Here is a 22,953-nt window from a genome sequence, read left to right on the forward strand (position 1 = left end):
AACCTTTTTTCTTTTACCGGACAACAGTATATTCTAATATATCCTTAAACAACAGGTCTGTTTCATCTGGTATTGTTAACAATTGAATACGTTCATAACATTTACCGGACCATTTCCCCTTGAAAAATGTCATTAAACTTGTTAATAACTTTTTTGTGGGGTAATGTGGTAAGAAGTGGTAAAAGTGTGTACTTTTATCCTTAATTATAATATAATGGTCCATGTCTCATTTATTAGGTGAATTTGAATGTAAGCTTGATACAAAAGGGCGGCTGATGATACCAGCCGGTCTTAGGAAACAAATGCCTGAGGCAGAGAAAGATGGACTGGTAGTGAACAGAGGATTTGAGAAGCATTTAGTTATTTACGGCAGAAAAGAGTGGGATGGAATTATGGAAGATTTAAGTAAGCTTAATCCATTTGAAGAAAAGAACAGGCAATTTATCCGGTACTTTATGAGAGGAGCTACAGATCTATCCTTAGATGCTGCGGGAAGAATCTTATTACCCAAGTCTCTTTTGGATTATGCAGGGGTAAATGCTGACGTTACTTTGTCTTCACAATTCAATAAAATAGAGTTGTGGGCTAAGGATGCTTATGATGCTCAGCTGGACAATGTGCCGGAGAATTTTTCAAAGCTTGCCCAGGAAGTAATGGGCAATGCAGAAAGGAAACGTGCCGATGTCTGAATATCATAATCCCGTTATGCTGAATGAGTGCATAGAAGGTTTGAATATTGTACCAGCAGGTACTTATATTGATGTTACTTATGGAGGAGGAGGCCATTCCAGGGAAATATTAAAACATCTGGATGCCAGTGGGAGATTGTTAGCATTTGACCAGGACGAAGATGCAAAGAAAAATATTATACAAGATGATCGGTTAACCTTTATAGATCAGAACTTCCGCTTTTTGAAGAATTATTGCCGCTTACATGAGGCAATGCAGGTAGATGGTATTCTGGCTGATCTTGGTGTTTCATCCCACCAGTTTGATCAGCCAGAGCGGGGTTTTTCTACGCGGTTTGATGCGGATCTGGATATGAGAATGGATCAGTCGGCACCAATAACTGCAAAAGAAGTGATTGATACGTATAGTGAAGAAGATTTGCATCGTATTTTTGGCATGTATGGAGAGATTCAAAATGCAAAATCGCTTGCGCGCACGCTGGTTACTTCCAGATTAAATAAGAAAATAGAAACAATAGCGGAATTCAAAGAAGTTATAAAGCATCGGATTCCCAGGGGGAAAGAGAATAAGTATTTGGCTCAGGCCTTTCAGGCCTTGCGGATTGAGGTTAACCAGGAATTAGAAGCTTTGCAAGAATTTTTGATTCAGGCTGCCGAAGTGTTAAAGCCAGGCGGAAGGTTAGTGGTGATGTCTTATCATTCATTGGAAGACCGGTTGGTAAAGAATTTTATTGCTAAAGGGAAATTCAGAGGTGAAGTTGAAAAAGACTTTTATGGTAATATGCAAAGGCCTCTGGAATCAGTGAATAGAAAAGCTTTAGTGGCGTCTGAGGCAGAAATTGCAATCAATAACAGAGCACGTAGTGCTAAACTTAGAATAGCTGTTAAGTTATAGTGGAATTGCGACTTGTAGATAGAGAATTTTTAAACTAAAAAAGCGATAAGTGGTATGAGTAATCGTTTCAGGGGAGAAAGCAAAGAAGAAGAAGAGGAGGAGATGGATGTTATTCCTGAGGCTCTACCGAAAGTGGTGATGCCAAGAAACTTCTTTACGCTTATGCTGACAGAGGGGGTGATTTCGAAAGAAGCAGCTTCTGAAATGATGCCATTTGTGATTTTTATTGCCTTTTTGGGTATGATATATATCGGTAATCGACATTTTACAGAAAAGAATATCAGGTCGATTGATAAGTTAAATAAAGAGGTTAAAGAATTAAGCTGGGATTACAAGACGTTGAATGCAGATTTAATGTTGAAGAGTACGCAGACTGAAGTAGCAAAGAAAGTGGATACGCTTGGGCTTAAAGAACCGGTAGAGCCACCCAAAAAGCTAATGGTCCCTTTGATTATTGAAGATAAGTAAACGTTTCGGGATGGTCTTGCGACGAGTAGTAATTTAATACACAGCACATCGGTTCGGGATTTTATCCGGATCAAATAGAGAGAAAATAATAAATAAGCAGATTTGGATTATGAATATCAGAACTGACATTTTATTGCGTGTTTATATTGCCTTTGGACTAATTGTTCTACTGGCATTTGCTGTGCTGTTTAAACTTTTTCATCTTCAGGTTACAGAAGGAGCCAAGTGGAGGGCAATGGCCGACAGCCTGTCGACCAGATATGTAAATGTTGAAGCAGTGAGGGGCAATATTCTATCATCAGATGGAAGTTTTTTGGCTACCTCGGTACCTGAGTATGAACTTCGATTTGATTTAAAGGCTGGGGGAATCGAGAAAGATAAAGATTTTTACGAGAGAGTAGATTCATTAGCCGAACGGTTATCTCTTTTTTTTAGAGATAAAACGGAAAGGCAATATACGAATCTGTTACGGCAGGCCCGCAGGGAAGGGTCCAGGTATTTCTTGCTAAAAAGAAATGTTTCCCATCAGCAATTGAAGCAGATCAAGACTTTTCCAATTTTTAATTTAGGAAAATATAAAGGCGGGTTAATTGCAGTTCAGAAAAATAATAGAATTCTGCCCTTTAAAGGATTAGCGGCAAGAACGATTGGTTATAAAAATGTGCACGTTCAACCAGTGGGATTGGAAGGTGCGTATGGGGACTACATAAACGGAGAAAGCGGCAGGCGATTGATGCAACGTATTGCAGGTGGTATATGGATGCCTGTAAATAAAGATATTGAAATTGCGCCTAAAGATGGTGCTGACATTATTTCGACAATCGATATCAATATTCAGGATGTTGCTCAGAATGCGTTACGAAAACAGCTGATTAAGAGTGATGCGGATCATGGTTGTGTGATTTTAATGGAGGTTTCCACAGGTGAAATAAAGGCTATTGCCAATGCTACCCGTGTTTCCGAAGGAATATATGAGGAGAAATTAAACTATGCAATTGCTGAGAGCGCTGAACCTGGTTCAACCTTTAAGCTGGCTTCCTATATGGCCGCTCTTGAGGATAATAAAGTAGATACCAATTCTCTGATTGATTGTCAGGGTGGTACATATAAAGTATACCGGCATACCATTAAGGACTCTCATTTGGGAAATGGTATTCTTACGGTAAAACAAGCTTTTGAGCAATCATCAAATGCTGCTGTAGCTAAACTTATTCATCAGAATTACAGAGATAATCCAAGACAGTTCACAGATCATCTTTACAAGCTTCATTTGAATAAAAAATTGGGACTTCAGATACCAGGTGAAGGTAGTCCCTTAATTAAAAATCCAGACTCTAAAAGTTGGAGTGGCTTGACGTTGCCACAGATGGCATACGGTTATGAAATGAAAATGACCCCGCTTCAAATGCTAACGTTTTATAATTCAGTGGCAAATAATGGTAAAATGATTGCACCGCTGTTTGTGAAAGAGATTAGAAGATTAGGTAATACGATAGAAAGCTTTACCGCAAATGTGATAGACGAGAAAATTTGTTCGGATGCTACTATCGGAAAGCTTCAAGCTATGCTGGAGGGAGTTGTAGAAATTGGGACAGGTAAAGAGGTTATAAAAAACTCGTTGTATAAGGTAGCTGGTAAAACAGGTACTGCCCAGATCGCCAACGGTGCTCTTGGATATCGTACAAAAAGGTCATACCAAGCTTCTTTTGTTGGCTATTTTCCAGCAGATAAGCCAAAATATTCAATGATTGTGGTATTGAATAATCCTAAGGGCGCTTACTATGCTGCTTTAGTAGCAGGGCCGGTTTTTCGGGAAGTGGCTGATAAAGTTTATGCGAATGATAAGGCAATGTATAGCCATGTGCAGGAAAGACTGGTTGGGAATACAAAATTACCTTCATCAAAAGCTGGACAGAATCAAGCTACTCGTCAGGTTTACAAATCATTGGGAATTAAAGCGTTTTATGCCTCCAATAGTGAATTTATACATCCTGTGGATACCAGCAATGGTGCTTCTGTAAGGGGAGTTATTGTGAATTCAAAACAGGTTCCTGATATTTCAGGAATGGGATTAAAAGATGCAATATTTCTATTAAGTGATTTTGGATTGCGTCCTATTGTTAAAGGAAGCGGAAAAGTAGTTAAACAATCATTAGAAGCGGGTACCCGGATTATTAAGGGATACCCTATAACCATCGAACTGAAATGATAAAGACACTTACTGAATTATTAATCGGTATTCCAGTTTTGGAAATAAAGGGTTCTGATAAGATTACTGTGGACAAAATCTACTTTGATTCACGTCAGGTTGTGCCTGGTTCTTTATTTATTGCAGTAAAGGGTACTTTATCTGATGGTCATACATTTATAGCAAAGGCTATTGAGTTGGGTGCTATCGCTGTAGTATGCGAAAGTTTACCTGAAGAACGGATTGAAAATATCTGTTATGTTGTTGTGGCAGATTCTGCTGAGGCCTTGGGTACTATTGCTACGCATTACTATGATAATCCTTCTGCTTCTTTGAAGTTAGTAGGGGTAACGGGTACGAATGGGAAAACTACTGTGGCTACTTTATTATTTAAGCTTTTTAAAGAGCTGGGTTATAAGGTTGGGCTACTTTCAACAGTTGAAAATTACATTAATAATACCATTATTCCGGCTACACATACCACTCCGGACCCAATAGAATTAAATAGTTTACTGGCAGATATGGTAGAAGCCGGTTGCGATTATTGTTTTATGGAGGTTAGCTCTCATGCTATTTCACAACATCGGATTGCGGGATTAGAGTTTACCGGAGGGGTTTTTACTAATATCACACATGATCATCTGGACTTTCATAAAACTTTCGATTCCTATCTGAAGGCTAAGCGAGCATTTTTTGACGGCCTACCGAGGTCTGCGTTTGCTTTAACGAATGCAGATGACCGAAATGGAAGTGTTATGCTTCAGAATACAAAAGCGTACAAGAAGTCATATGCGCTTAAAAGTGTTGCTGATTTCAAGGTTAAAGTGATTGAGAATGAACTTACAGGACTTTTGCTTGAAATTAATGGACAGGAAATATGGTTTAAACTGATCGGTAATTTTAATGCGTACAATTTGATTAGTGTATATGCAACAGCTATGCTGCTTGAGCAGGATAGTCAGCGGGTACTTACCATATTAAGCAGATTAACCAGTGCTGAAGGTCGTTTTGATTGTATCAATACACCAAATGGAATTATCGGCATTGTAGACTATGCACATACACCAGATGCTGTTCAAAATGTATTAAGTACCATTCATACGGTAAGAAAGGGAATTGAGAAGGTGATTACCGTTATTGGTTGTGGTGGCGACAGGGATAAAACGAAGAGAAAACCAATGGCTCAGATCGCTTGTGACTGGAGTGATAAAGTAATTATTACTTCGGATAACCCAAGATCTGAGGATCCGTTGGAGATTATCATGGAAATGGAATCTGGTATAAGTCCGGAGAATAAGCGAAAGGTTTTAGTGATCGCTGATCGGGCAGAAGCAATTCGTACGGCCTGTCATCTTGCGCAGGCTGGTGATATTGTTCTGGTTGCAGGTAAAGGCCATGAAAAGTATCAGGAAATCAATGGCGTTAAATATCCATTTGACGATAAGAAAATTTTAACAGAACAATTAATACAGATAGGCTAATGTTATATTATTTATTTACATGGTTACATAGAGAATACGGTCTCTCAGGTACCGGAGTGTTTCAATACATTTCATTCCGTACAGCCATGTCAATTATATTTTCCCTTCTGTTTACTACTATTTTTGGAACAAAGTTGATTAGCATGCTGCATAAGCTGCAAGTAGGTGAAACAGTAAGGAATTTAGGTCTTGAGGGACAAATGCAGAAACAGGGAACCCCTACAATGGGTGGGATTATCATTTTGCTGGGTATTCTAATCCCCACTCTTCTTTTTGCTAAACTGGAAAACATATATATCATCCTGATGCTGATTACTACAGTATGGATGGGCATAATTGGTTTTATTGATGATTATATTAAGGTTTTTAAGAAGGACAAGGAAGGTTTAGCGGGAAGATTCAAAATAATGGGTCAGATTGGTCTTGCCCTTATAGTGGGCTGGACGATGTATTTTCATCCTGATATTGTGGTGAGACAACAGGTGACGTTACCAACTACAAATGTAAGTCCTTTGGAAGTTCATCAAAAGGGAAATGCATACTACTTCACACAGAACCTGAAGTCAACGATGACGAATATTCCTTTTGTGAAGAATAATGAATTTGATTATGCGAAGTTTCTAACTTTTTTAGGTCAGGGATATGAAAAGTACGCCTTAGTTGTTTTTCTGTTTTTCGTGATTTTTATTGTAACAGCGGTATCAAATGGTGCGAATTTAACGGATGGTATTGATGGTCTTGCAACTGGAACTTCGGCGATTATAGGGGTTACTTTGGCCATATTGGCCTATGTGTCAGGTAACACCATCATGGCTGAGTATCTCAATATCATGTATATTCCGAATTCGGGTGAACTGGTGATCTTTGCTGGGGCATTTGTTGGAGCCTGTGTGGGATTTCTATGGTATAATTCATATCCGGCACAGGTTTTTATGGGAGATACAGGAAGTCTGGCAATAGGAGGAATTATTGCAGTTTTTGCAATTATGATCAGGAAAGAATTGCTTATCCCTTTGTTATGTGGAGTGTTCTTTTTTGAGACCTTATCCGTGATTTTACAAGTGTCTTATTTTAAATATACAAAGAGAAAATCAGGTGAAGGCCGCCGTATTCTTCTGATGGCTCCTGCACATCATCATTATCAAAAAAAGGGATATCATGAGTCAAAAATTGTAACCCGTTTTTGGATTGTGGGGATTATTCTTGCGGTATTAACTATAATAACCTTAAAACTAAGATAATGGATTCTAAGCATCATATAGTGATTTTAGGAGCAGGTGAAAGTGGAGCGGGAGCTGCCGTTCTCGCCTTAAAGCAAGGATTCGAAGTTTTTGTATCCGATTCTGGACCTATATCTCCAAAGTATGTGAAGGAGTTGGAGGATGCAGGAATTGAATTTGAACAACAGCAGCACTCGGAAGAACGAATTCTTACTGCAGATGAAGTGATAAAAAGTCCTGGTATACCCGAAAAAGCACCTCTGATAAAAAAAATCAGGGAAAAAGGGATCTCTATTATATCCGAAATCGAGTTTGCTTCTCGCTATTCAAATGCAAAGACAATTTGCATCACCGGATCGAATGGTAAGACCACTACTACTATGCTTACTTATCACATTTTAAAGGATGCAGGATTACATGTTGGCTTGGCCGGTAATATAGGGCAGAGTTATGCGCGCCAGGTCGCTCAAAAGGATTTTGACTGGTATGTTTTGGAAATAAGCAGTTTCATGCTGGATGATATGTATGAGTTTAAAGCAGATGTAGCAGTACTTTTAAACATCACGCCTGATCATTTGGACCGGTATGATTATAAGATGGAAAATTATGCTGAATCCAAGATTCGAATCATAAGAAATCAGTCAGAAAAGGATGTTTTCATTTATTGTGCAGATGATCCTGAGACCATTAATATTTTAAAGCGTCATCCTGCAGTAGCGATGACTTATCCATTTTCCATACAAAAAGAGGTTGAAATAGGAGCTTATGTAAAAGATGAGCAGATAATAATTAAACTTGACACAGAAAAAGAATTTAAGATGACAATTACAGATCTAGCGTTACAGGGGAAACACAATATCTACAATTCTATGGCTTCTGGTATTGTAGCCAAGGTACTTGAATTACGAAATGAAAACGTAAGAGCAAGTATGGGCGACTTCAAAAATATTGAACATCGATTAGAAGATGCTGGTAAAATATCGGGCGTAAATTTTATTAATGATTCTAAGGCCACTAATGTAAATTCAACCTGGTATGCTTTAGAAAGCATGACTACAGATGTGATTTTGATTCTGGGAGGTGTAGATAAAGGAAATGACTATAGTATGCTGAAAGATCTTGTCAAAGCAAAGGTGAAATCAATCGTTTGTCTGGGAAAAGATAACAAACGCATTCATGAGGCTTTTGAAGAATACGTAGATGTGATTGTCAATACTTTTTCTGCTCAGGACGCTGTGAAAATGGCCTATCATCTGGCAAAAAAGGGAAATACAGTGTTGCTGTCGCCAGCTTGTGCAAGTTTTGATCTTTTTAAAAATTATGAAGATCGTGGTGATCAGTTTAAGGCTGCAATAAAGGAATTATAATCGTGTAAAAAAAAGATATATAGTCAGGTTATGGTAGAAGCTATTTTAAGTAAAACAAAAGGCGATCGCTGGATATGGCTTATTGTGATATTGCTTTCTATTTTGTCATTGTTGGCTGTTTACAGTTCAACTGGAACCCTTGCTTATAAAAAGGGGGTTGGCACTGAGCAATATTTGTTTAAGCATTTAGTGATGATTGTAGGTGGGCTTGCGTTAATGTATTTTTCGCATTTACTTGACTATCGCTATTATGCTGGGATTTCTAAAGTGCTGATGATCGTTACTGTCCCGTTGTTGTTGTACACTCTGATCTTTGGAAATAATGTAAATGAAGCCAGTCGCTGGGTAACAATACCTATTATTAATCAGACGTTCCAGACTTCGGATCTTGCTAAGCTTGCGCTGATTACCTTCCTGGCCCGGACATTGACCAAAAAGCAGGAACAGATTAAAGATGTAAAAAAATCATTTTTGCCTATTATGGGATCGGTTTCAGTTGTTTTTATATTGATTGCACTGGCTAATTTATCAACGGCTATGATGCTGTTTGGTGTAAGTATTTTGTTGCTTATTATTGGCCGGATCAGTATTAAACAAATAGCTATTGTATGCATGGCAGGATTTGTGTTATTAATGGGTGTAGTGTTTTTTGGGCCTAGAAGTGCTACCTACAAATCGCGTATAGATGTGTATATGCATCCCGAAAAGGCTGATCCTGACAAATCATTTCAGGCTAATCAGGCTAAAATAGCGATTGCAACAGGAGGAATCTTTGGTAAGGGTCCGGGAAATAGTACACAGCGTAATTTTCTGCCGCATCCTTACTCTGACTTTATATATGCTTTAATCATTGAAGAGTATGGAATGGTTGGGGGCTTTTTGGTTGTATTTATTTATCTGGTGCTCTTATATCGGTGCATATTAATAGTCACGGCTAGTCCTAAGGCCTTTGGTGCCCTATTGGCAGCAGGACTAAGTTTCAGCTTAACCATTCAGGCATTTGCAAATATGGCAGTAGCAGTTGGGTTAGGTCCGGTAACAGGAGTTCCCCTTCCACTAGTAAGTATGGGAGGAACCTCTATTCTGTTTACAAGTGTCGCATTTGGAATAATATTAAGTGTGAGTCGTGATATTGAAGAAAAGAAATTAGAAAAGGACGCAAAAGTGATCATAGGTGAGATACCTGCGATGGGATAATGGTAGTTAAGAAAATGGCAAAACGAATAATAATCAGTGGTGGAGGAACAGGGGGACATATATTTCCTGCAATAGCTATTGCTAATGCATTGAAACGTATTGATCCTTCTACTGAGATTCTTTTTGTCGGTGCTCTTGGAAGAATGGAAATGGAAAGGATTCCAGCAGCAGGTTATACTATTGTAGGATTGGATATTCGAGGATTTCAACGAAAGTCTCTTTTGAAAAACCTGGCATTACCATTCCAGGTGATCAGTAGTTTGATGAAGGCCCGTTCAGTTATCAGGGACTTTAAACCAGACGCAGCTGTGGGCGTTGGAGGATATGCTTCAGGTCCGCTGCTTTATATGGCAGGAATGATGAAAGTGCCTTATTTGATTCAGGAACAAAATTCATACGCTGGAATAACAAATAAGTGGTTGGGTAAAAATGCAAAGAAAATATGTGTGGCTTTCTCTGGTATGAGTCAGTTTTTTCCGGCAGATAAAATTATGATCACGGGAAATCCTATTCGGAAAGAGGCGGTAGATATAGCAGGAAAAAGGGAAGAGGGTTTACGAAGTTTTGGATTGTCATTGGATAAGAAAACCATCTTGGTAACTGGTGGAAGCTTGGGTGCCCGGACTTTAAATGAGTGTATGCTGAAAGGGATCGATCAGTTTATTCAAGAAGATGTTCAACTGATATGGCAGACAGGAAAATATTACTATACGTCAATATTGGCTTCAGTAGGAGATAAGCTCCCTGTAAATGTGTGCATTGTGGAATTTTTGGATCGTATGGATCTTGCATATGCAGCAGCAGATGTAATTATATCCAGAGCCGGTGCAGGTACAATTGTCGAATTATATGTGGTTAAGAAACCAGTAATTCTGGTTCCTTCTCCTAATGTAGCAGAAGATCATCAGACTAAAAACGCATTGGCATTGACTATTAAAAATGCGGCAATTATGATTACAGATAGTAAAGCGTCAGAAGAGTTGATCAATGCAGCCATTTCTTTGGTGAAAAATGAGCAGATATGTATGGAGATGAGCAAGAAGATAGGCGGGATGGCATTGCCAGACGCAGATGAGCAGATTGCAAAAGAGGTATTGTTAATAGCAGGTTAATATGGAATTAAGTAAGATTAAAAACGTTTATCTGGTAGGGATCGGAGGCATTGGAATGAGTGGACTTGCAAGGTATTTTCTTAAAAGAGGATGCCATGTATCTGGTTATGACCGTGTGTCTACTGCTCTTACCAGTAATCTTACTCATGAGGGGGCTCAAATCTCCTACATAGACACGCTGGATCAACTTAATACTATTGGAGCCGATAAAGAATCTACTTTGATTATTTATACGCCTGCAATTCCTCAAAATTCTATTATTTTAAACTACTTCAGGAATAATCAATATCTTTTGAAGAAGCGCTCTGAAGTTCTTGGCATTATAAGTAAAGGCATGTTTACTATTGCTGTTGCTGGAACTCATGGGAAAACGACAACATCTACCTTAGTTGCTCATATATTACGTCATACAGGAAATGACTGTACCGCTTTTTTAGGCGGTATATCTTCCAATTTTAATACCAATGCATTGTTCGGAAAGAACAATATTATGGTCGTAGAAGCGGATGAATACGATCGATCTTTCCTGACTTTACATCCTGATATTGCAGTAGTTACTTCAATGGATGCAGACCATCTGGATATATATGGTACAGCTGAACACTTAGAAGAATCATTCCGGCTTTTTGCTTCACAGCTCAAGGAGGGCGGCCGCTTAATACATAAGATAAATCTTCCTTTAAAAGGAGGAATCAGTTATTCTGCATCTGAGGAGGCAGACGTATGCGCAAAGAATATCAAGATTGAAAATGAACAGTTTTACTTTGATTTTATTGGCTTAGGCATTGAAATTAATGATATAGAGATGCCTTTACCTGGTGTTCATAATATTGAAAATGCGGTAGCGGCTATTCAGGTTGCATTATATCTGCAAATTCCAGCTAAAAAAATTAAGTTAGCTATAGCTGATTTTAAAGGTGTAAAACGTCGCTTTGAGTATATTGTAAAAAACAATAAGCATATTTATATTGATGATTACGCACATCATCCGGAAGAATTGAAGGCTTGTATTGCTGCTGCAAAACGGTTGTATCCTGAAAAAAAGTTAACCGTATTGTTTCAACCTCATTTATATAGCCGCACACTTGATTTTGCAGTTGGCTTTGCTGAGTCTTTAAGTTTAGCTGATCATTTGATTCTGCTGGATATTTACCCTGCAAGGGAGCTTCCAATAGAGGGGGTTACTTCTGCAATTATTTTAAACCTGGTAAAGAGTGAGACTAAAGTTTTAAGTACAAAAGAGAATGCACTCCTCTTAATCTCTGAAAATCCACCAGAACTCCTTTTAACTGTTGGAGCTGGCGATATTGATTTAATGGTTGAACCTATAAAGAAAATAATGTCTCATGTTTAAGCGAATTGCATGGAAGCGGATTTTGTATTTATTTACCTGGCTGATTTGTCTGGGCGGATTGATAACGCTTATCAGTTTCATCAATGTAAAGAAAGGTCAGCTTAGATGTAAGGATATTAAAGTGATTATTCCTGGAACTGCCGGCTTTATCGATCGTAAAGAAGTGAACCGTATTATTCAAGAGCATTCAGGTTTATTATTGGGTAAGTTATTTCAAGAAATTAGTACACATAAAATAGAAGCCCTGTTAAAGAAGAATCCTTATATCAAGGATGCGGAGGTATTTGCCGATATGGATGGTACTGTTCACATTAAAGTGATCCAAAGCGAACCCATCCTACGCGTAATAAATTATACCAATCAAAATTTTTATATCGACAGGTTGGGAAATAAACTTCCACCGTCTATGGATTATACTCCTCATGTGTTGGTTGCAAATGGATATATCATGGAGAGTTATACAAAGAAAATGGATTCTTTAAAAACAAGTACTGCTCGTGATTTGTACAAAATAGCGCTTTACATAGAGAAGGATACATTATGGAAGGATCAGATTGAACAGTTATACGTAAATCAACAAAACGAAATAGAGCTTGTGCCCAGGGTTGGTGATCAGAAGATTATATTAGGGAATGCAGATTCTCTGGAAATACGATTTAATAATTTGAAAGCTTTTTACAAAAAAGCGATGCCTGCAGTTGGATGGAATGCCTATAAGACTATTAACATCAAGTATACCAATCAGATTATTTGTGAAAAAAATCTTGCAGATAGTTCATGGATAATTTCAGCTGCAATCAAAAAAGAAAACATTAAAGACACAACAATAAGAAAATAATTTAACACCTTAGTTATGGATAAAGGTAGTACTACATCATCAAAAAATTCACCTATAGTTGTAGGATTGGATATTGGAACAACTAAAATTTGTGTAATAGTTGGTCGAAGAAATGGACACAAAAAGATAGAAATACTAGGTTTGGGAAAGGCTGAATCTGCTGGTGTAAGCCGCGGAGTGGTAGCCAATATACAGAAAACGGTACATGGTATTTTACAAGCAGTAGAAATTGCAGCTGCTCAGTCAAATGTGGAAATTAAGATTGTAAACGTAGGTATAGCTGGTCAGCATATCAAAAGTTTACAGCACAGAGGGATCTTTACCAGAAAAGATCTGCAAAATGAAATTCAGCGGAAAGATATTGATAAGCTGATTGAAGACATGTACAAGTTGGTAATGCCACCAGGTGAGGAAATTATTCATGTGCTTCCTCAAGAGTTTACTATCGACAACGAGCCCGGAATTAAAGATCCGATTGGCATGGCTGGCGTTCGTTTGGAAGCTAACTTCCATATTATTTCCGGACATGTTAGTGCCGTCAGGAATATTTTGAAATGTGTCAGGAACGCAAATCTTGAAACTCAGGAACTGATTCTTGAGCCACTTGCATCATCAGACGCTGTATTGAGTGACGAAGAAAAAGAAGCAGGGGTTGTTTTGGTAGATATAGGTGGTGGTACTACTGATATCGCGATTTTTCATGAAGGTATCATCCGGCATACCGCTGTAATTCCTTTCGGAGGGAATAGTGTGACAGAGGATATCCGTGAAGGATGTGCGGTGATGAGACCTCAGGCAGAGCTTCTTAAAACAAAATTTGGATCCGCTCTTGCAGACGAAAATAAGGATAATGAAATTATATCCGTTCCGGGTTTAAGAGACCGGGAACCAAAAGAAATTTCTGTTAAAAACCTTGCTTATGTAATACAAGCAAGAATGGAAGAGATCATCGAACATGTTTATTATGAAATTAAGGCATCGGGGTATGAGAAAAGACTAATTGCAGGAATTGTGATTACTGGTGGTGGTGCTCAATTAAAACATTTGTCTCAACTGGTTGAATATGTTACTGGGTTGGATTGCCGTGTTGGATACCCAAATGAACATTTGGCTAAAAATGAAATCTTGCCCAAAAATATATACGACGATTTAAAAAGTCCACTGTATGCTACTGGTATAGGACTTCTGATAAAGGGTATTCAAAAAGCGGAAGAAGTAGAGGAAATGATGAAACAGCCAGGTGTTTTTGTTCAATCTCCTCAAACTACTAAGGTTAAAAAGTCTATTGGGCTGTTTGATAGATTAGTACAGACCGGTGCCCGGTTTATCAGAGATGATATAAAAGACGAGGATTATCTTAAGTAATTATTAACATGACATTATTTTTCCACAATTTTAACATATGTTGGTAACTATTGTGTAAAATTATTTAATATTACAAAGATGAATAAATGTTAGAATTCCTAATCTACTCTATTGATTTATAGCGATATGCAGTTTGAAATGTTAAAAGAAAAATCATCAATTATAAAAGTAATTGGTGTTGGTGGTGGCGGCGGTAATGCAGTGAACCATATGTATAGGCAAGGAATTACAGGTGTTGACTTCATCATTTGTAATACTGATGCTCAAGCCTTAGAGCTAAGTCCAATCCCAAACAAGGTTCAGCTAGGCGCGAGTCTCACTGAAGGAATGGGAGCAGGATCAATTCCTGAAGTAGGGAAGAACTCTGCGATAGAGAATATCGAAGATATCAAGCGTATGCTTGGAAGCACTACCAAAATGTTGTTTATAACAGCAGGAATGGGTGGTGGCACAGGTACAGGTGCCAGTCCGATTATTGCTAAAGCAGCGAAGGAACTAGATATCCTTACCGTTGGTATCATAACTACACCTTTTTCTTTTGAAGGCAAACGTAGAAAGATGCAGGCAGAAGAAGGCTTGGAAGAATTTAAAAAATATGTAGATTCTTACCTAGTCATTTCCAATGATCGTCTGCGTGAAATCTTTGGTAATTTAACCTTAAGTGCTGCATTTGCTCAAGCAGATAATATCTTAACGACAGCAGCAAAAGGTATTGCAGAAATCATAACAATTCCAGGGTATATAAATGTTGACTTTAAAGATGTTCGAACGGTTATGAACAATAGTGGAGTGGCTATCATGGGTAGTTACTCAGCTGAAGGTGAAAGCCGGGCTTTAAAGGCTGTTGAAGGAGCATTAGCTTCTCCTTTATTGAAAGACAATGAAATTGAGGGAGCGCGATATATCCTATTAAATATAAGCTCCGGATCCAGGGAAGTATCCATGGATGAAGTAACTATAATTACCGATTACATTCAGGAAGAAGCTGGTTTAGCTGCCGATCTGATTTGGGGTAATTGTATGGACGAGAACTTGGGCGAGAAATTGTCTGTTACTATTATAGCAACAGGTTTTCAAACCAAAGAAGAGCGCGAAGTAGAAAAGAGCCAGCAAAAAAAAGTATCTCTCCTTACTCCTGATAATGCACCAATGGTAAGGCCCATTAATGTTTTTCTGGATGATGCCGAAGAAACAAAGGATGATGAAACTCCATTAATTCGTTTTGCTCCTGAAGTGCAGGTTGATTTGTTTGGTGCACAAACCCATAAAACAAATAAAGAAGATAATAAAACTTTAGAAAAGCCAAAACTAATCAGGCATAGCTTACAGGAAGAAGAGAAAACTGTAGAGGAACAGCCTTTTGACTTTGGGTATAAAGTTTCAGAAAGCAATGAATATCAATTTAATGAATCAACCGCTGAGGTAGTACCGGCAGTTCATGATATTCAGCCCGAACAACCTGTCGAATCTGTTGCGCACAATCCGGATGAACACAAAACGGATGAGTCGATAGAGGAGCAGTTACGCAAATCCCGCGAGCGTATCTTGCGATTGAAAGATTTAAGTATGAAGCTTCGATCTGCCAACGGTCTGCAGGAGCTTGAAGTTGAGCCGGCTTACAAAAGAAAGCAATTGGCACTTCAGCAAGTACCTCATTCTTCTGAATCACAGATTTCCCGTTTTACATTGTCCAATGAAGATGGTGTTACTGAAATAAGGCCTAACAATTCCTTTTTACACGATAATGTAGATTAATTAAATCATACAAAAGCAAAAGCCCTTACCGAAAATAAGGGCTTTTGCTTTTGTATGATTTAATTAATTCAAGGCTTTTAAATTTGTTAACTTTGTATCTTTATAATTGAAATTATTAAATTTTAAAAAGTTGGATTTATTCGAAAAGATTTCCCAGAACATGGGACCATTAGGCCAGCATCAAAAAATGGCGCATGGATATTTTGCATTTCCAAAATTAGAGGGTGAAATCGGTCCTCATATGCTTTTCAGAGGGAAAGAGCACTTGGTTTGGAGTTTAAATAACTACCTGGGCCTGGCAAATCATCCTGAAGTAAGAGAAGCAGATGCGCAAGGAGCAAAGGAATTCGGATTAGCAGCCCCTATGGGTGCCCGGATGATGTCCGGTAATTCAAATAACCATGAGGCCCTGGAACAGGACCTTGCTAAGTTTACTGGAAAACAAGATGCCTTTCTATTGAATTACGGATATCAGGGGATGTTGTCTATTATTGATACACTAGTCGATAGGTTTGACGTAATTGTGTATGATGCAGAGTGTCATGCTTGTATTATAGATGGCTTAAGGTTACATATGGGTAAACGATTTGTCTACCAACATAATGATATAGAAAGCTGTAAAAAACAATTAGAGCGCGCAACAAAGTTATCGGAACAAACTGGGGGTGGTATTTTAGTCATCACTGAAGGTGTTTTTGGTATGTCTGGTGCTCAGGGGAAAATTGCTGAGATCGTTGCATTAAAAGAACAATTCAAATTCCGTTTGTTAATTGATGATGCGCACGGCTTTGGTACCATGGGTAAAACTGGTGCTGGTACACATGAAGAGCAAAATTGTATCGATGGCGTAGATGTTTACTTTGCAACCTTTGCTAAATCGATGGCTGGAATAGGTGCTTTCGTTGCTTCAAACGAAACCATAATCAACTATCTGCGCTATAATATGCGTTCTCAAACCTATGCTAAAGCGCTTCCAATGCCGATGGTGATTGGTTTACGTAAGAGGCTTGAATTGTTACAGTCAAAACCAGAACTTCGTGAAAAACTATGGTCAATAGCTACTGCTCTTCAAAAGGGCTTAAGGGAAAGAGGTTTTAATTTAGGTATTACCAATACCATGGTAACACCGGTTTTCCTAAAAGGCGAACTGAATGAAGCAACTGCTATCACCATGGATTTAAGAGAAAATTATGGAATCTTTTGTTCCATCGTATTGTATCCTGTAATTCCTAAAGGATTGATTGAGCTTCGTATTATCCCTACTGCTGCACATACTTTGGAAGATGTTCAAGTAACTCTGGATGCTTTTTCTGAAGTTGCTGTTAAGCTTCAAAGTGGTTATTATAAAGAACAGAATGTCGTAAAGGCTTAATTGTTTAATTGAGAAGCATCTAGCTTATTTACAGTTTTTGCCCTAATTAATGATATTTATTTTTTATTTTAAAAAAAGCTATTACTTTAGCTAGTATTTAGAAAAAGGAACTAAAACTAACTTATTATGGCAAATTATGAAAGATTTAAAGAGCTAAAAGACCTATTAACAGGTTTAGACGGCGATGCAGACAAATTTTACAACAAAGGTAATAGTGCTGCAGGAACGAGGTTAAGAAAAGGATTACAGGATATGAAAAATCTTGCTCAATCTATTCGTCTGGAAGTCCAGGACTCCAAGAATTCAGTTCCAGCTAAGAAATAATATATTAAAAAAAAAGAGAGCTTCATTTATGAGGCTCTCTTTTTTCTAATGAGAATTTTTTAATTAAACAAGATTCTCTAGCTCTTTCTTTATAGCTAGGCTGGTTGTCTGCCCAACTGGATATAAAGGTAATCTGAGATGATCAGCACAGATGCCTAAATGTTGTAATGCCGATTTAACTCCGCCTGGATTTCCTTCTACAAACAGTAAACTGATAAACTTCGTTAGTCTTAGATTCAAAGGAGCAGCCTGTTTGAAATCTCCCTTCAGACATAACCGCACCATATCGGAAAATAGGCCTGGAATAGCATTTCCTGCTACCGATATTATTCCATTCCCACCCATAGCCATCAAAGGAAGTGTCAAAGCATCATCTCCTGAAATACATAAAAATTCTTCTGGTTTGCTGCGTAAGATGGCATAAAACTGTTCAATATTACCTGAAGCCTCTTTGACCCCAATAATGTTTTTACAATCGTTAGCTAGCCTTAAAGTAGTCTCAGCAGCTACATTACTTCCTGTGCGACTAGGTACATTGTAAATTAGAAGGGGCAAAGGTGTTTCCTGAGCCAGGATTTTATAATGCTGATATATGCCTTCCTGGGTAGGTTTATTATAATAAGGACTTACCGAGAGGATGGCATCGTAACCGGTAGGATTAAACTGCTTCAATCCTTCAACTACTTCCCTTGTATTATTTCCACCAATCCCAGCAATTAATGGAACCCGTCCATTCACTGTTTCCGTGGTAAATTTCCATACCGATTTCTTTTCTTCTTTTGTTAAAGTGGCGGATTCTCCAGTTGTTCCCAGGGATACGAGATATTCCACTCCCCCTTCTATCTGAAAATTAATCAGTTTTTTTAAGCCCTGAAAATCTATTGATCCTTCCTGATCGAACGGGGTAACCATAGCGACCCCAGTTCCATGAAATTTGTTCATTCGTATTGCCTATGGTTGCTTAAACCGAGTTTATATTAGTCTGCTAAGTTAATAGGTATTTATGTAAATAAAGATTAAACCTTTAACATGTCTATTAAATCCACATCAGATATGATAGGGATTTTTAATTTAGTTGCCTTTTCTAATTTTGAAGGACCCATATTTTCACCAGCTAACAGGTAGTTTAATTTTCCGGATATGCTACTAAGCATCCTTCCACCGTTCATTTCAATTAGTGAAGCTAGTTCATCTCTGCTATATTGTTCAAAGACTCCTGAAATTAAAAATGTCTTTCCTGTCAATCTATCACTGGACAATACAAGTTCCTCTTCCTCCCGTATGAATTGTAAACCTGCATCACGTAATAAAATAATTTGGTCATTATGCCTGTTTCCCTGAAAATAACTTACAATACTTTCAGCAATCCGGCTTCCAATTTCATCTACCGCTATTAACTCTTCATAACTTGCATTTTGCAAACTATCAATATTTTTAAAGTAGATCGTTAATTTCCGGGCTACAGTTTCGCCAACATACCGGATCCCTAAGCCGAAAAGTACCTTTTCAAAAGGCATTTGCTTGGAACGCTCAATACCTTCCAGCATATTATAAATGGACTTTTCCCCAAAGCGAGCTAAGTCTTTTAGTTGATCAGGCTTTTGATAAAGAGAATATATATCACTAATGTGTTCAATTAGTCCCTGTTTGTATAATAATTCAATCGTTTCGCTCCCAATGCCATCGATATTCATGGCCTTGCGGCTACAAAAATGTTGAATTTTTCCCATGATCTGAGGGGGACAAGCTTCATCATTCGGACAGTAAAAAGCGGCTTCGCCTTCCTTCCTTATGAGGTTGCTTCCACATTCAGGACAAGTATCAGGATAAACAATTTTAAGATTGCCCTCCTTTCTTTTCAGTGTATTAACCGAAGTGATCTTAGGAATGATTTCACCCCCCTTTTCAACAAAAACAGTATCACCTTCGTGCAAATCCAGGCGCTCTATTTCATTTGCATTATGAAGTGTTGCCCGTTTAACGGTCGTGCCTGCAAGCAAAACAGGTTTTAAATTGGCAACAGGAGTTACAGCTCCGGTTCGTCCCACCTGATAACTCACAGATTCCAATACCGTTTCCACTTCTTGTGCCTTAAATTTAAAAGAAATTGCCCAACGCGGAGATTTAGCCGTAAAGCCAAGTTCTTCCTGTTGAGCATAACTGTTCACTTTAAGCACTATGCCATCAATATCATAGCTCAGATTGAACCGTTCGGTATTCCAGTAATGAATGAACTTTAATACTTCATCAATTCCAGTACAAAGTTTGTTATGTTCACAAACATGAAAACCCCAATTTTTTACAGCTTCTAAACTTTCCCAATGCGTCCTATAAAGTCTTTTTTCGGTATATAAAAAATACAGAAAGCAATCAAGGGGACGACGAGCTACTTCAGCAGAATTCTGAAGCTTTACAGTACCTGAAGCGAAATTTCGTGGATTTGCATAAGGTACTTCATCATTGTTGATCCGTTCATTATTTAAACGCTCAAAAGCAGCCCGATGCATAAAAACCTCTCCTCTGATCTCCAATTTATCAGGGTAATCATTTGCTTTTATCGTATGCGGAATAGCCTTTATTGTTTTGATGTTTGAGGTAACGTCGTCTCCTTTTGTTCCGTCTCCACGTGTAACAGCCCTTATCAGCTTTCCACTTTCGTAGGTCAGGCTAATGGAAAGGCCATCAAACTTAAGCTCACAAACGTATTCAAAATCAGATCCGATAGCTTTCTTTATCCGATCGTCAAATTCCCTGAGATCCTGCTCATTATAGGTATTCCCCAAAGAAAGCATGGGCCATTTATGCGTTACTGTTTTAAATTCTTTAGTGATTTCTCCACCCACTAGTTGTGTAGGGGAATAAGGGTCCTGAAGTTCTGGATGTTGCTTTTCAAGGTCAATTAGTTGCTTAAGCTTGATATCAAACTCATAGTCTGTAATAGTGGGCTGTGCAAGTACATAATAATTGTAATTATGCTGAATTAACTCAGTAGTGAGGGCTTCTATTTGGCTTTTAATATCAATAATTGACATAAAACGAAGTTAGCATTTTTGTATTATTTATATTCTTTATAAGGTTCCAGTTGTACCTCAATTTGATTGAAAATGGTTAAAAAACTAGATCGAAGGTCTTCTAAATAAGAAATAAGGATCAGTGTGAGCTGCAATTTCTGCTCCTCAGTAAAAGGATCGGGCCATATCCTTAAGCAAATCTTGCCTATAGCATACATGATATCTTTTGGATTCCGGTAGCTTTCAAGGTATTTAGACTTTATAAACTCATCTAAAAAACGAAAAAAAACAGTTGAATCTGGAATGTCATTCAATAATAGAAAATTTGCTATCACTTTCTTGTCTGCGATTTTTAGACAGTGATAGAATTGTGCAGAATTCATGTTGGTTTCAGTTAACAGCAGGTTGTCCAGCATAAGCTCCAAAGCGATGTGAGCTACAAATGAGGGACGTACCTCTGATAATTCTAAATAAGGTGCGATTTTAAGCCTCAATATATGGGTATGGTGACAAAAGAATTCGGAAGAATGAAAGTAACGGTCAACCTGTAAATGTCGTTTCCAGCCTTCCATAATATGGACCTGAAGACTGTCCTGCACAAATAAATATTCCTTTTTCTCCGGTCTCGGATTCCAGCTTTTGTTCGCATTTTTAAGCAGGTCGGGCAATACCATTCCCATGATCCTGTATGGATTATCTTCAAATCTGTCAAAGTAAAAATGAGATAGGAAGTTCATGGAATTTGCTTGCTTGAGTTTGTTACAATATAATAAGATTTATTGATTCTTGGAAGCTAAAGGTTATTAACTCTCAGATTTTCTATCTTTGCGCCTTCAATTAAAGGAAATGAATTTTATAGAAGAACTCAGGTGGAGAGGCATGTTACATGATATCATGCCAGGAACAGAAGAAGAATTAAATAAAGGTATGGTGTCGGGTTATATAGGCTTTGATCCAACTGCCGATTCTCTGCATGTGGGCCATCTGACACAAATCATGACCCTTATTCATTTTCAAAAGGCTGGTCATAAGCCATTTGCACTCGTAGGTGGGGCAACCGGGATGGTGGGCGACCCCTCCGGTAAATCTGCCGAAAGAAACTTGTTAGCCGAAGATACCCTTCAAAAGAATGTGCAGGCACTGGAAAGTCAGCTTAGGAAATTTCTTGATTTCGACTGCGGAACAAACAGTGCAGAAATGGTGAATAACTATGATTGGTTTAAAAACTTCAACTTTTTAGACTTTATCCGGGATGTAGGAAAGCATATTACAGTGAACTACATGATGGCCAAAGATTCTGTAAAAAAGCGTCTTGAAGGTGAAACTGGCCTTTCTTTTACTGAGTTTAGCTACCAGTTGATCCAGGGATATGATTTCTACTGGTTATGGCAAAATAAAAATTGCAAGGTTCAAATGGGAGGGTCTGATCAGTGGGGTAATATCGTAACAGGAACTGAACTTGTTCGCCGTATTGGAAAAGGAACCGCATTTGCGATCACGACACAATTGATTAAAAAAGCAGACGGTAATAAATTTGGGAAAACAGAAGGAGGTGCAATCTGGTTAGATGCAGCAAAAACCTCACCTTTCAAATTTTACCAGTTCTGGTTAAATACCACTGACGATGATGCCAAAAACTGGATCCGGATATTTTCATTGAAATCACAGGAAGAAATCGAGACGATTGAACAGGAACATAACGAGGCTCCCCATCTGCGCCTGATTCAAAAGGCATTAGCGAATGAAATAACAATCAGGACCCATTCAGAAGCAGCTCTTGAAAAAGCGTTGAATACCTCAAATTTCCTTTTTGGAAATGGCCCAATTGAGTTTCTTACCCAATTAACAAACGAGGAAATCTTTGAAATCTTTGAAGGTATTCAACAATATACCTTTGCGAAGGAACAACTTTCAGCTGGACTGAATCTAGTTGAGCTGCTTGCCGAAAATACACAGGTATTTCCATCCAAAGGAGAGGCTAAAAAAATGCTTCAAGGTGGAGGCGTTTCCATTAATAAATTGAAAATAAACGATGTTAACGGTTTGGTTAACATTTCTGATTTGATTAATGAAACGTTTATTATAGTACAAAAAGGAAAGAAAAACTACTTTTTACTTGTAGCAGAATAGGCTTGCTGAAAAGTTTGAGGACTTGTAAAAAAGCATCTCAAACTTTTCATTTTAAGATAAATTAAATCAAAGTACAGTTGCCGTAGTTTAATTAAAAAAATTCCACGTAATCCACAGAAATAGTTAAGGTTGTACATTGGTAATTGTATCATTTGATTTCGTTAATAGACAATGGCTCATTACTGAA

19 protein-coding genes are annotated in these 22,953 nt (G+C 38.0%); 16 read left to right on the forward strand and 3 right to left on the reverse strand.

The features are described 5' to 3' along the window. Positions 1–221 precede the first annotated feature (221 nt). The 15 genes from mraZ to BFL47_RS17160 all read left to right on the forward strand — a co-directional run bounded on the left by mraZ (position 222) and on the right by BFL47_RS17160 (position 17,625). Positions 222–689 carry a division/cell wall cluster transcriptional repressor MraZ gene (gene mraZ, locus BFL47_RS17090; protein ID WP_069661016.1) on the forward strand — a complete coding sequence of 156 codons (468 nt, stop codon included), beginning with the start codon at positions 222–224 and terminating at the stop codon, positions 687–689. Beyond that, positions 661–1,584 carry a 16S rRNA (cytosine(1402)-N(4))-methyltransferase RsmH gene (gene rsmH, locus BFL47_RS17095; protein WP_083257250.1) on the forward strand — a complete coding sequence of 308 codons (924 nt, stop codon included), beginning with the start codon at positions 661–663 and terminating at the stop codon, positions 1,582–1,584. Before mraZ ends, rsmH begins: the two co-directional genes overlap by 29 nt. Positions 1,585–1,638: 54 nt before the next feature. After that, positions 1,639–2,052 carry an FtsL-like putative cell division protein gene (locus tag BFL47_RS17100; protein WP_069661017.1) on the forward strand — a complete coding sequence of 138 codons (414 nt, stop codon included), beginning with the start codon at positions 1,639–1,641 and terminating at the stop codon, positions 2,050–2,052. A gap of 109 nt (positions 2,053–2,161) precedes the next feature. Then, positions 2,162–4,261: a penicillin-binding protein gene (locus tag BFL47_RS17105; protein ID WP_069661018.1), complete on the forward strand. Its 2,100-nt coding sequence runs from the start codon at positions 2,162–2,164 to the stop codon at positions 4,259–4,261. Continuing rightward, a complete protein-coding gene (locus BFL47_RS17110) occupies positions 4,258–5,721 on the forward strand; it encodes a UDP-N-acetylmuramoyl-L-alanyl-D-glutamate--2,6-diaminopimelate ligase (protein WP_069661019.1) in 1,464 nt (487 codons plus the stop codon). The genes BFL47_RS17105 and BFL47_RS17110 overlap by 4 nt, the downstream gene beginning before the upstream one ends. Next, on the forward strand, positions 5,721–6,962 hold the full coding sequence (gene mraY, locus BFL47_RS17115; RefSeq protein ID WP_069661020.1) for a phospho-N-acetylmuramoyl-pentapeptide-transferase: 1,242 nt from the start codon (positions 5,721–5,723) through the stop codon (positions 6,960–6,962). The genes BFL47_RS17110 and mraY overlap by 1 nt, the downstream gene beginning before the upstream one ends. Further along, positions 6,962–8,308, forward strand: coding sequence for a UDP-N-acetylmuramoyl-L-alanine--D-glutamate ligase (gene murD / locus BFL47_RS17120; protein ID WP_069661021.1), 1,347 nt, complete (start codon positions 6,962–6,964; stop codon positions 8,306–8,308). The genes mraY and murD overlap by 1 nt, the downstream gene beginning before the upstream one ends. A gap of 30 nt (positions 8,309–8,338) precedes the next feature. Continuing rightward, positions 8,339–9,505 (forward strand): FtsW/RodA/SpoVE family cell cycle protein, encoded by a 1,167-nt coding sequence (locus BFL47_RS17125; RefSeq protein WP_069661022.1) that lies wholly within the window; start codon positions 8,339–8,341, stop codon positions 9,503–9,505. Between the two features lie 14 nt (positions 9,506–9,519). Further along, positions 9,520–10,617 carry an undecaprenyldiphospho-muramoylpentapeptide beta-N-acetylglucosaminyltransferase gene (gene murG / locus BFL47_RS17130; protein WP_069661050.1) on the forward strand — a complete coding sequence of 366 codons (1,098 nt, stop codon included), beginning with the start codon at positions 9,520–9,522 and terminating at the stop codon, positions 10,615–10,617. A 1-nt stretch (position 10,618) separates the two neighbouring features. Next, entirely contained in the window at positions 10,619–11,971 is a 1,353-nt protein-coding gene (murC, locus tag BFL47_RS17135) for a UDP-N-acetylmuramate--L-alanine ligase (protein WP_069661023.1), read from the forward strand. Beyond that, positions 11,964–12,809, forward strand: coding sequence for a cell division protein FtsQ/DivIB (locus BFL47_RS17140; RefSeq protein WP_069661024.1), 846 nt, complete (start codon positions 11,964–11,966; stop codon positions 12,807–12,809). The genes murC and BFL47_RS17140 overlap by 8 nt, the downstream gene beginning before the upstream one ends. Positions 12,810–12,824: 15 nt before the next feature. Further along, a complete protein-coding gene (gene ftsA / locus BFL47_RS17145; protein WP_016195989.1) occupies positions 12,825–14,174 on the forward strand; it encodes a cell division protein FtsA in 1,350 nt (449 codons plus the stop codon). 126 nt (positions 14,175–14,300) lie between these two features. Beyond that, a complete protein-coding gene (gene ftsZ, locus BFL47_RS17150) occupies positions 14,301–15,929 on the forward strand; it encodes a cell division protein FtsZ (RefSeq protein WP_069661025.1) in 1,629 nt (542 codons plus the stop codon). Between the two features lie 130 nt (positions 15,930–16,059). Then, entirely contained in the window at positions 16,060–17,301 is a 1,242-nt protein-coding gene (locus BFL47_RS17155; RefSeq protein WP_069661051.1) for an aminotransferase class I/II-fold pyridoxal phosphate-dependent enzyme, read from the forward strand. Positions 17,302–17,427: 126 nt separating this feature from the next. Then, entirely contained in the window at positions 17,428–17,625 is a 198-nt protein-coding gene (locus tag BFL47_RS17160; RefSeq protein ID WP_069661026.1) for a histone H1, read from the forward strand. A 63-nt stretch (positions 17,626–17,688) separates the two neighbouring features. Here the strand turns inward: BFL47_RS17160 and dapA are convergent, their stop codons facing one another. The 3 genes from dapA to BFL47_RS17175 all read right to left on the reverse strand — a co-directional run bounded on the left by dapA (position 17,689) and on the right by BFL47_RS17175 (position 21,373). Continuing rightward, a complete protein-coding gene (dapA, locus tag BFL47_RS17165; protein WP_069661027.1) occupies positions 17,689–18,567 on the reverse strand; it encodes a 4-hydroxy-tetrahydrodipicolinate synthase in 879 nt (292 codons plus the stop codon). Between the two features lie 74 nt (positions 18,568–18,641). Beyond that, positions 18,642–20,657 (reverse strand): NAD-dependent DNA ligase LigA, encoded by a 2,016-nt coding sequence (ligA, locus tag BFL47_RS17170; RefSeq protein WP_069661028.1) that lies wholly within the window; start codon positions 20,655–20,657, stop codon positions 18,642–18,644. Positions 20,658–20,680: 23 nt separating this feature from the next. Beyond that, positions 20,681–21,373, reverse strand: a complete 693-nt coding sequence (locus BFL47_RS17175) for a hypothetical protein (RefSeq protein ID WP_069661029.1) — start codon at positions 21,371–21,373, stop codon at positions 20,681–20,683. Between the two features lie 109 nt (positions 21,374–21,482). On the opposite strand from BFL47_RS17175, the gene tyrS reads away from it, so the two are divergent. Then, positions 21,483–22,766: a tyrosine--tRNA ligase gene (gene tyrS / locus BFL47_RS17180; RefSeq protein WP_069661030.1), complete on the forward strand. Its 1,284-nt coding sequence runs from the start codon at positions 21,483–21,485 to the stop codon at positions 22,764–22,766. The last annotated feature ends 187 nt before the right edge of the window (positions 22,767–22,953 follow it).

The organism is Arcticibacter eurypsychrophilus, assembly GCF_001730525.1.
Taxonomy (GTDB): domain Bacteria; phylum Bacteroidota; class Bacteroidia; order Sphingobacteriales; family Sphingobacteriaceae; genus Arcticibacter; species Arcticibacter eurypsychrophilus.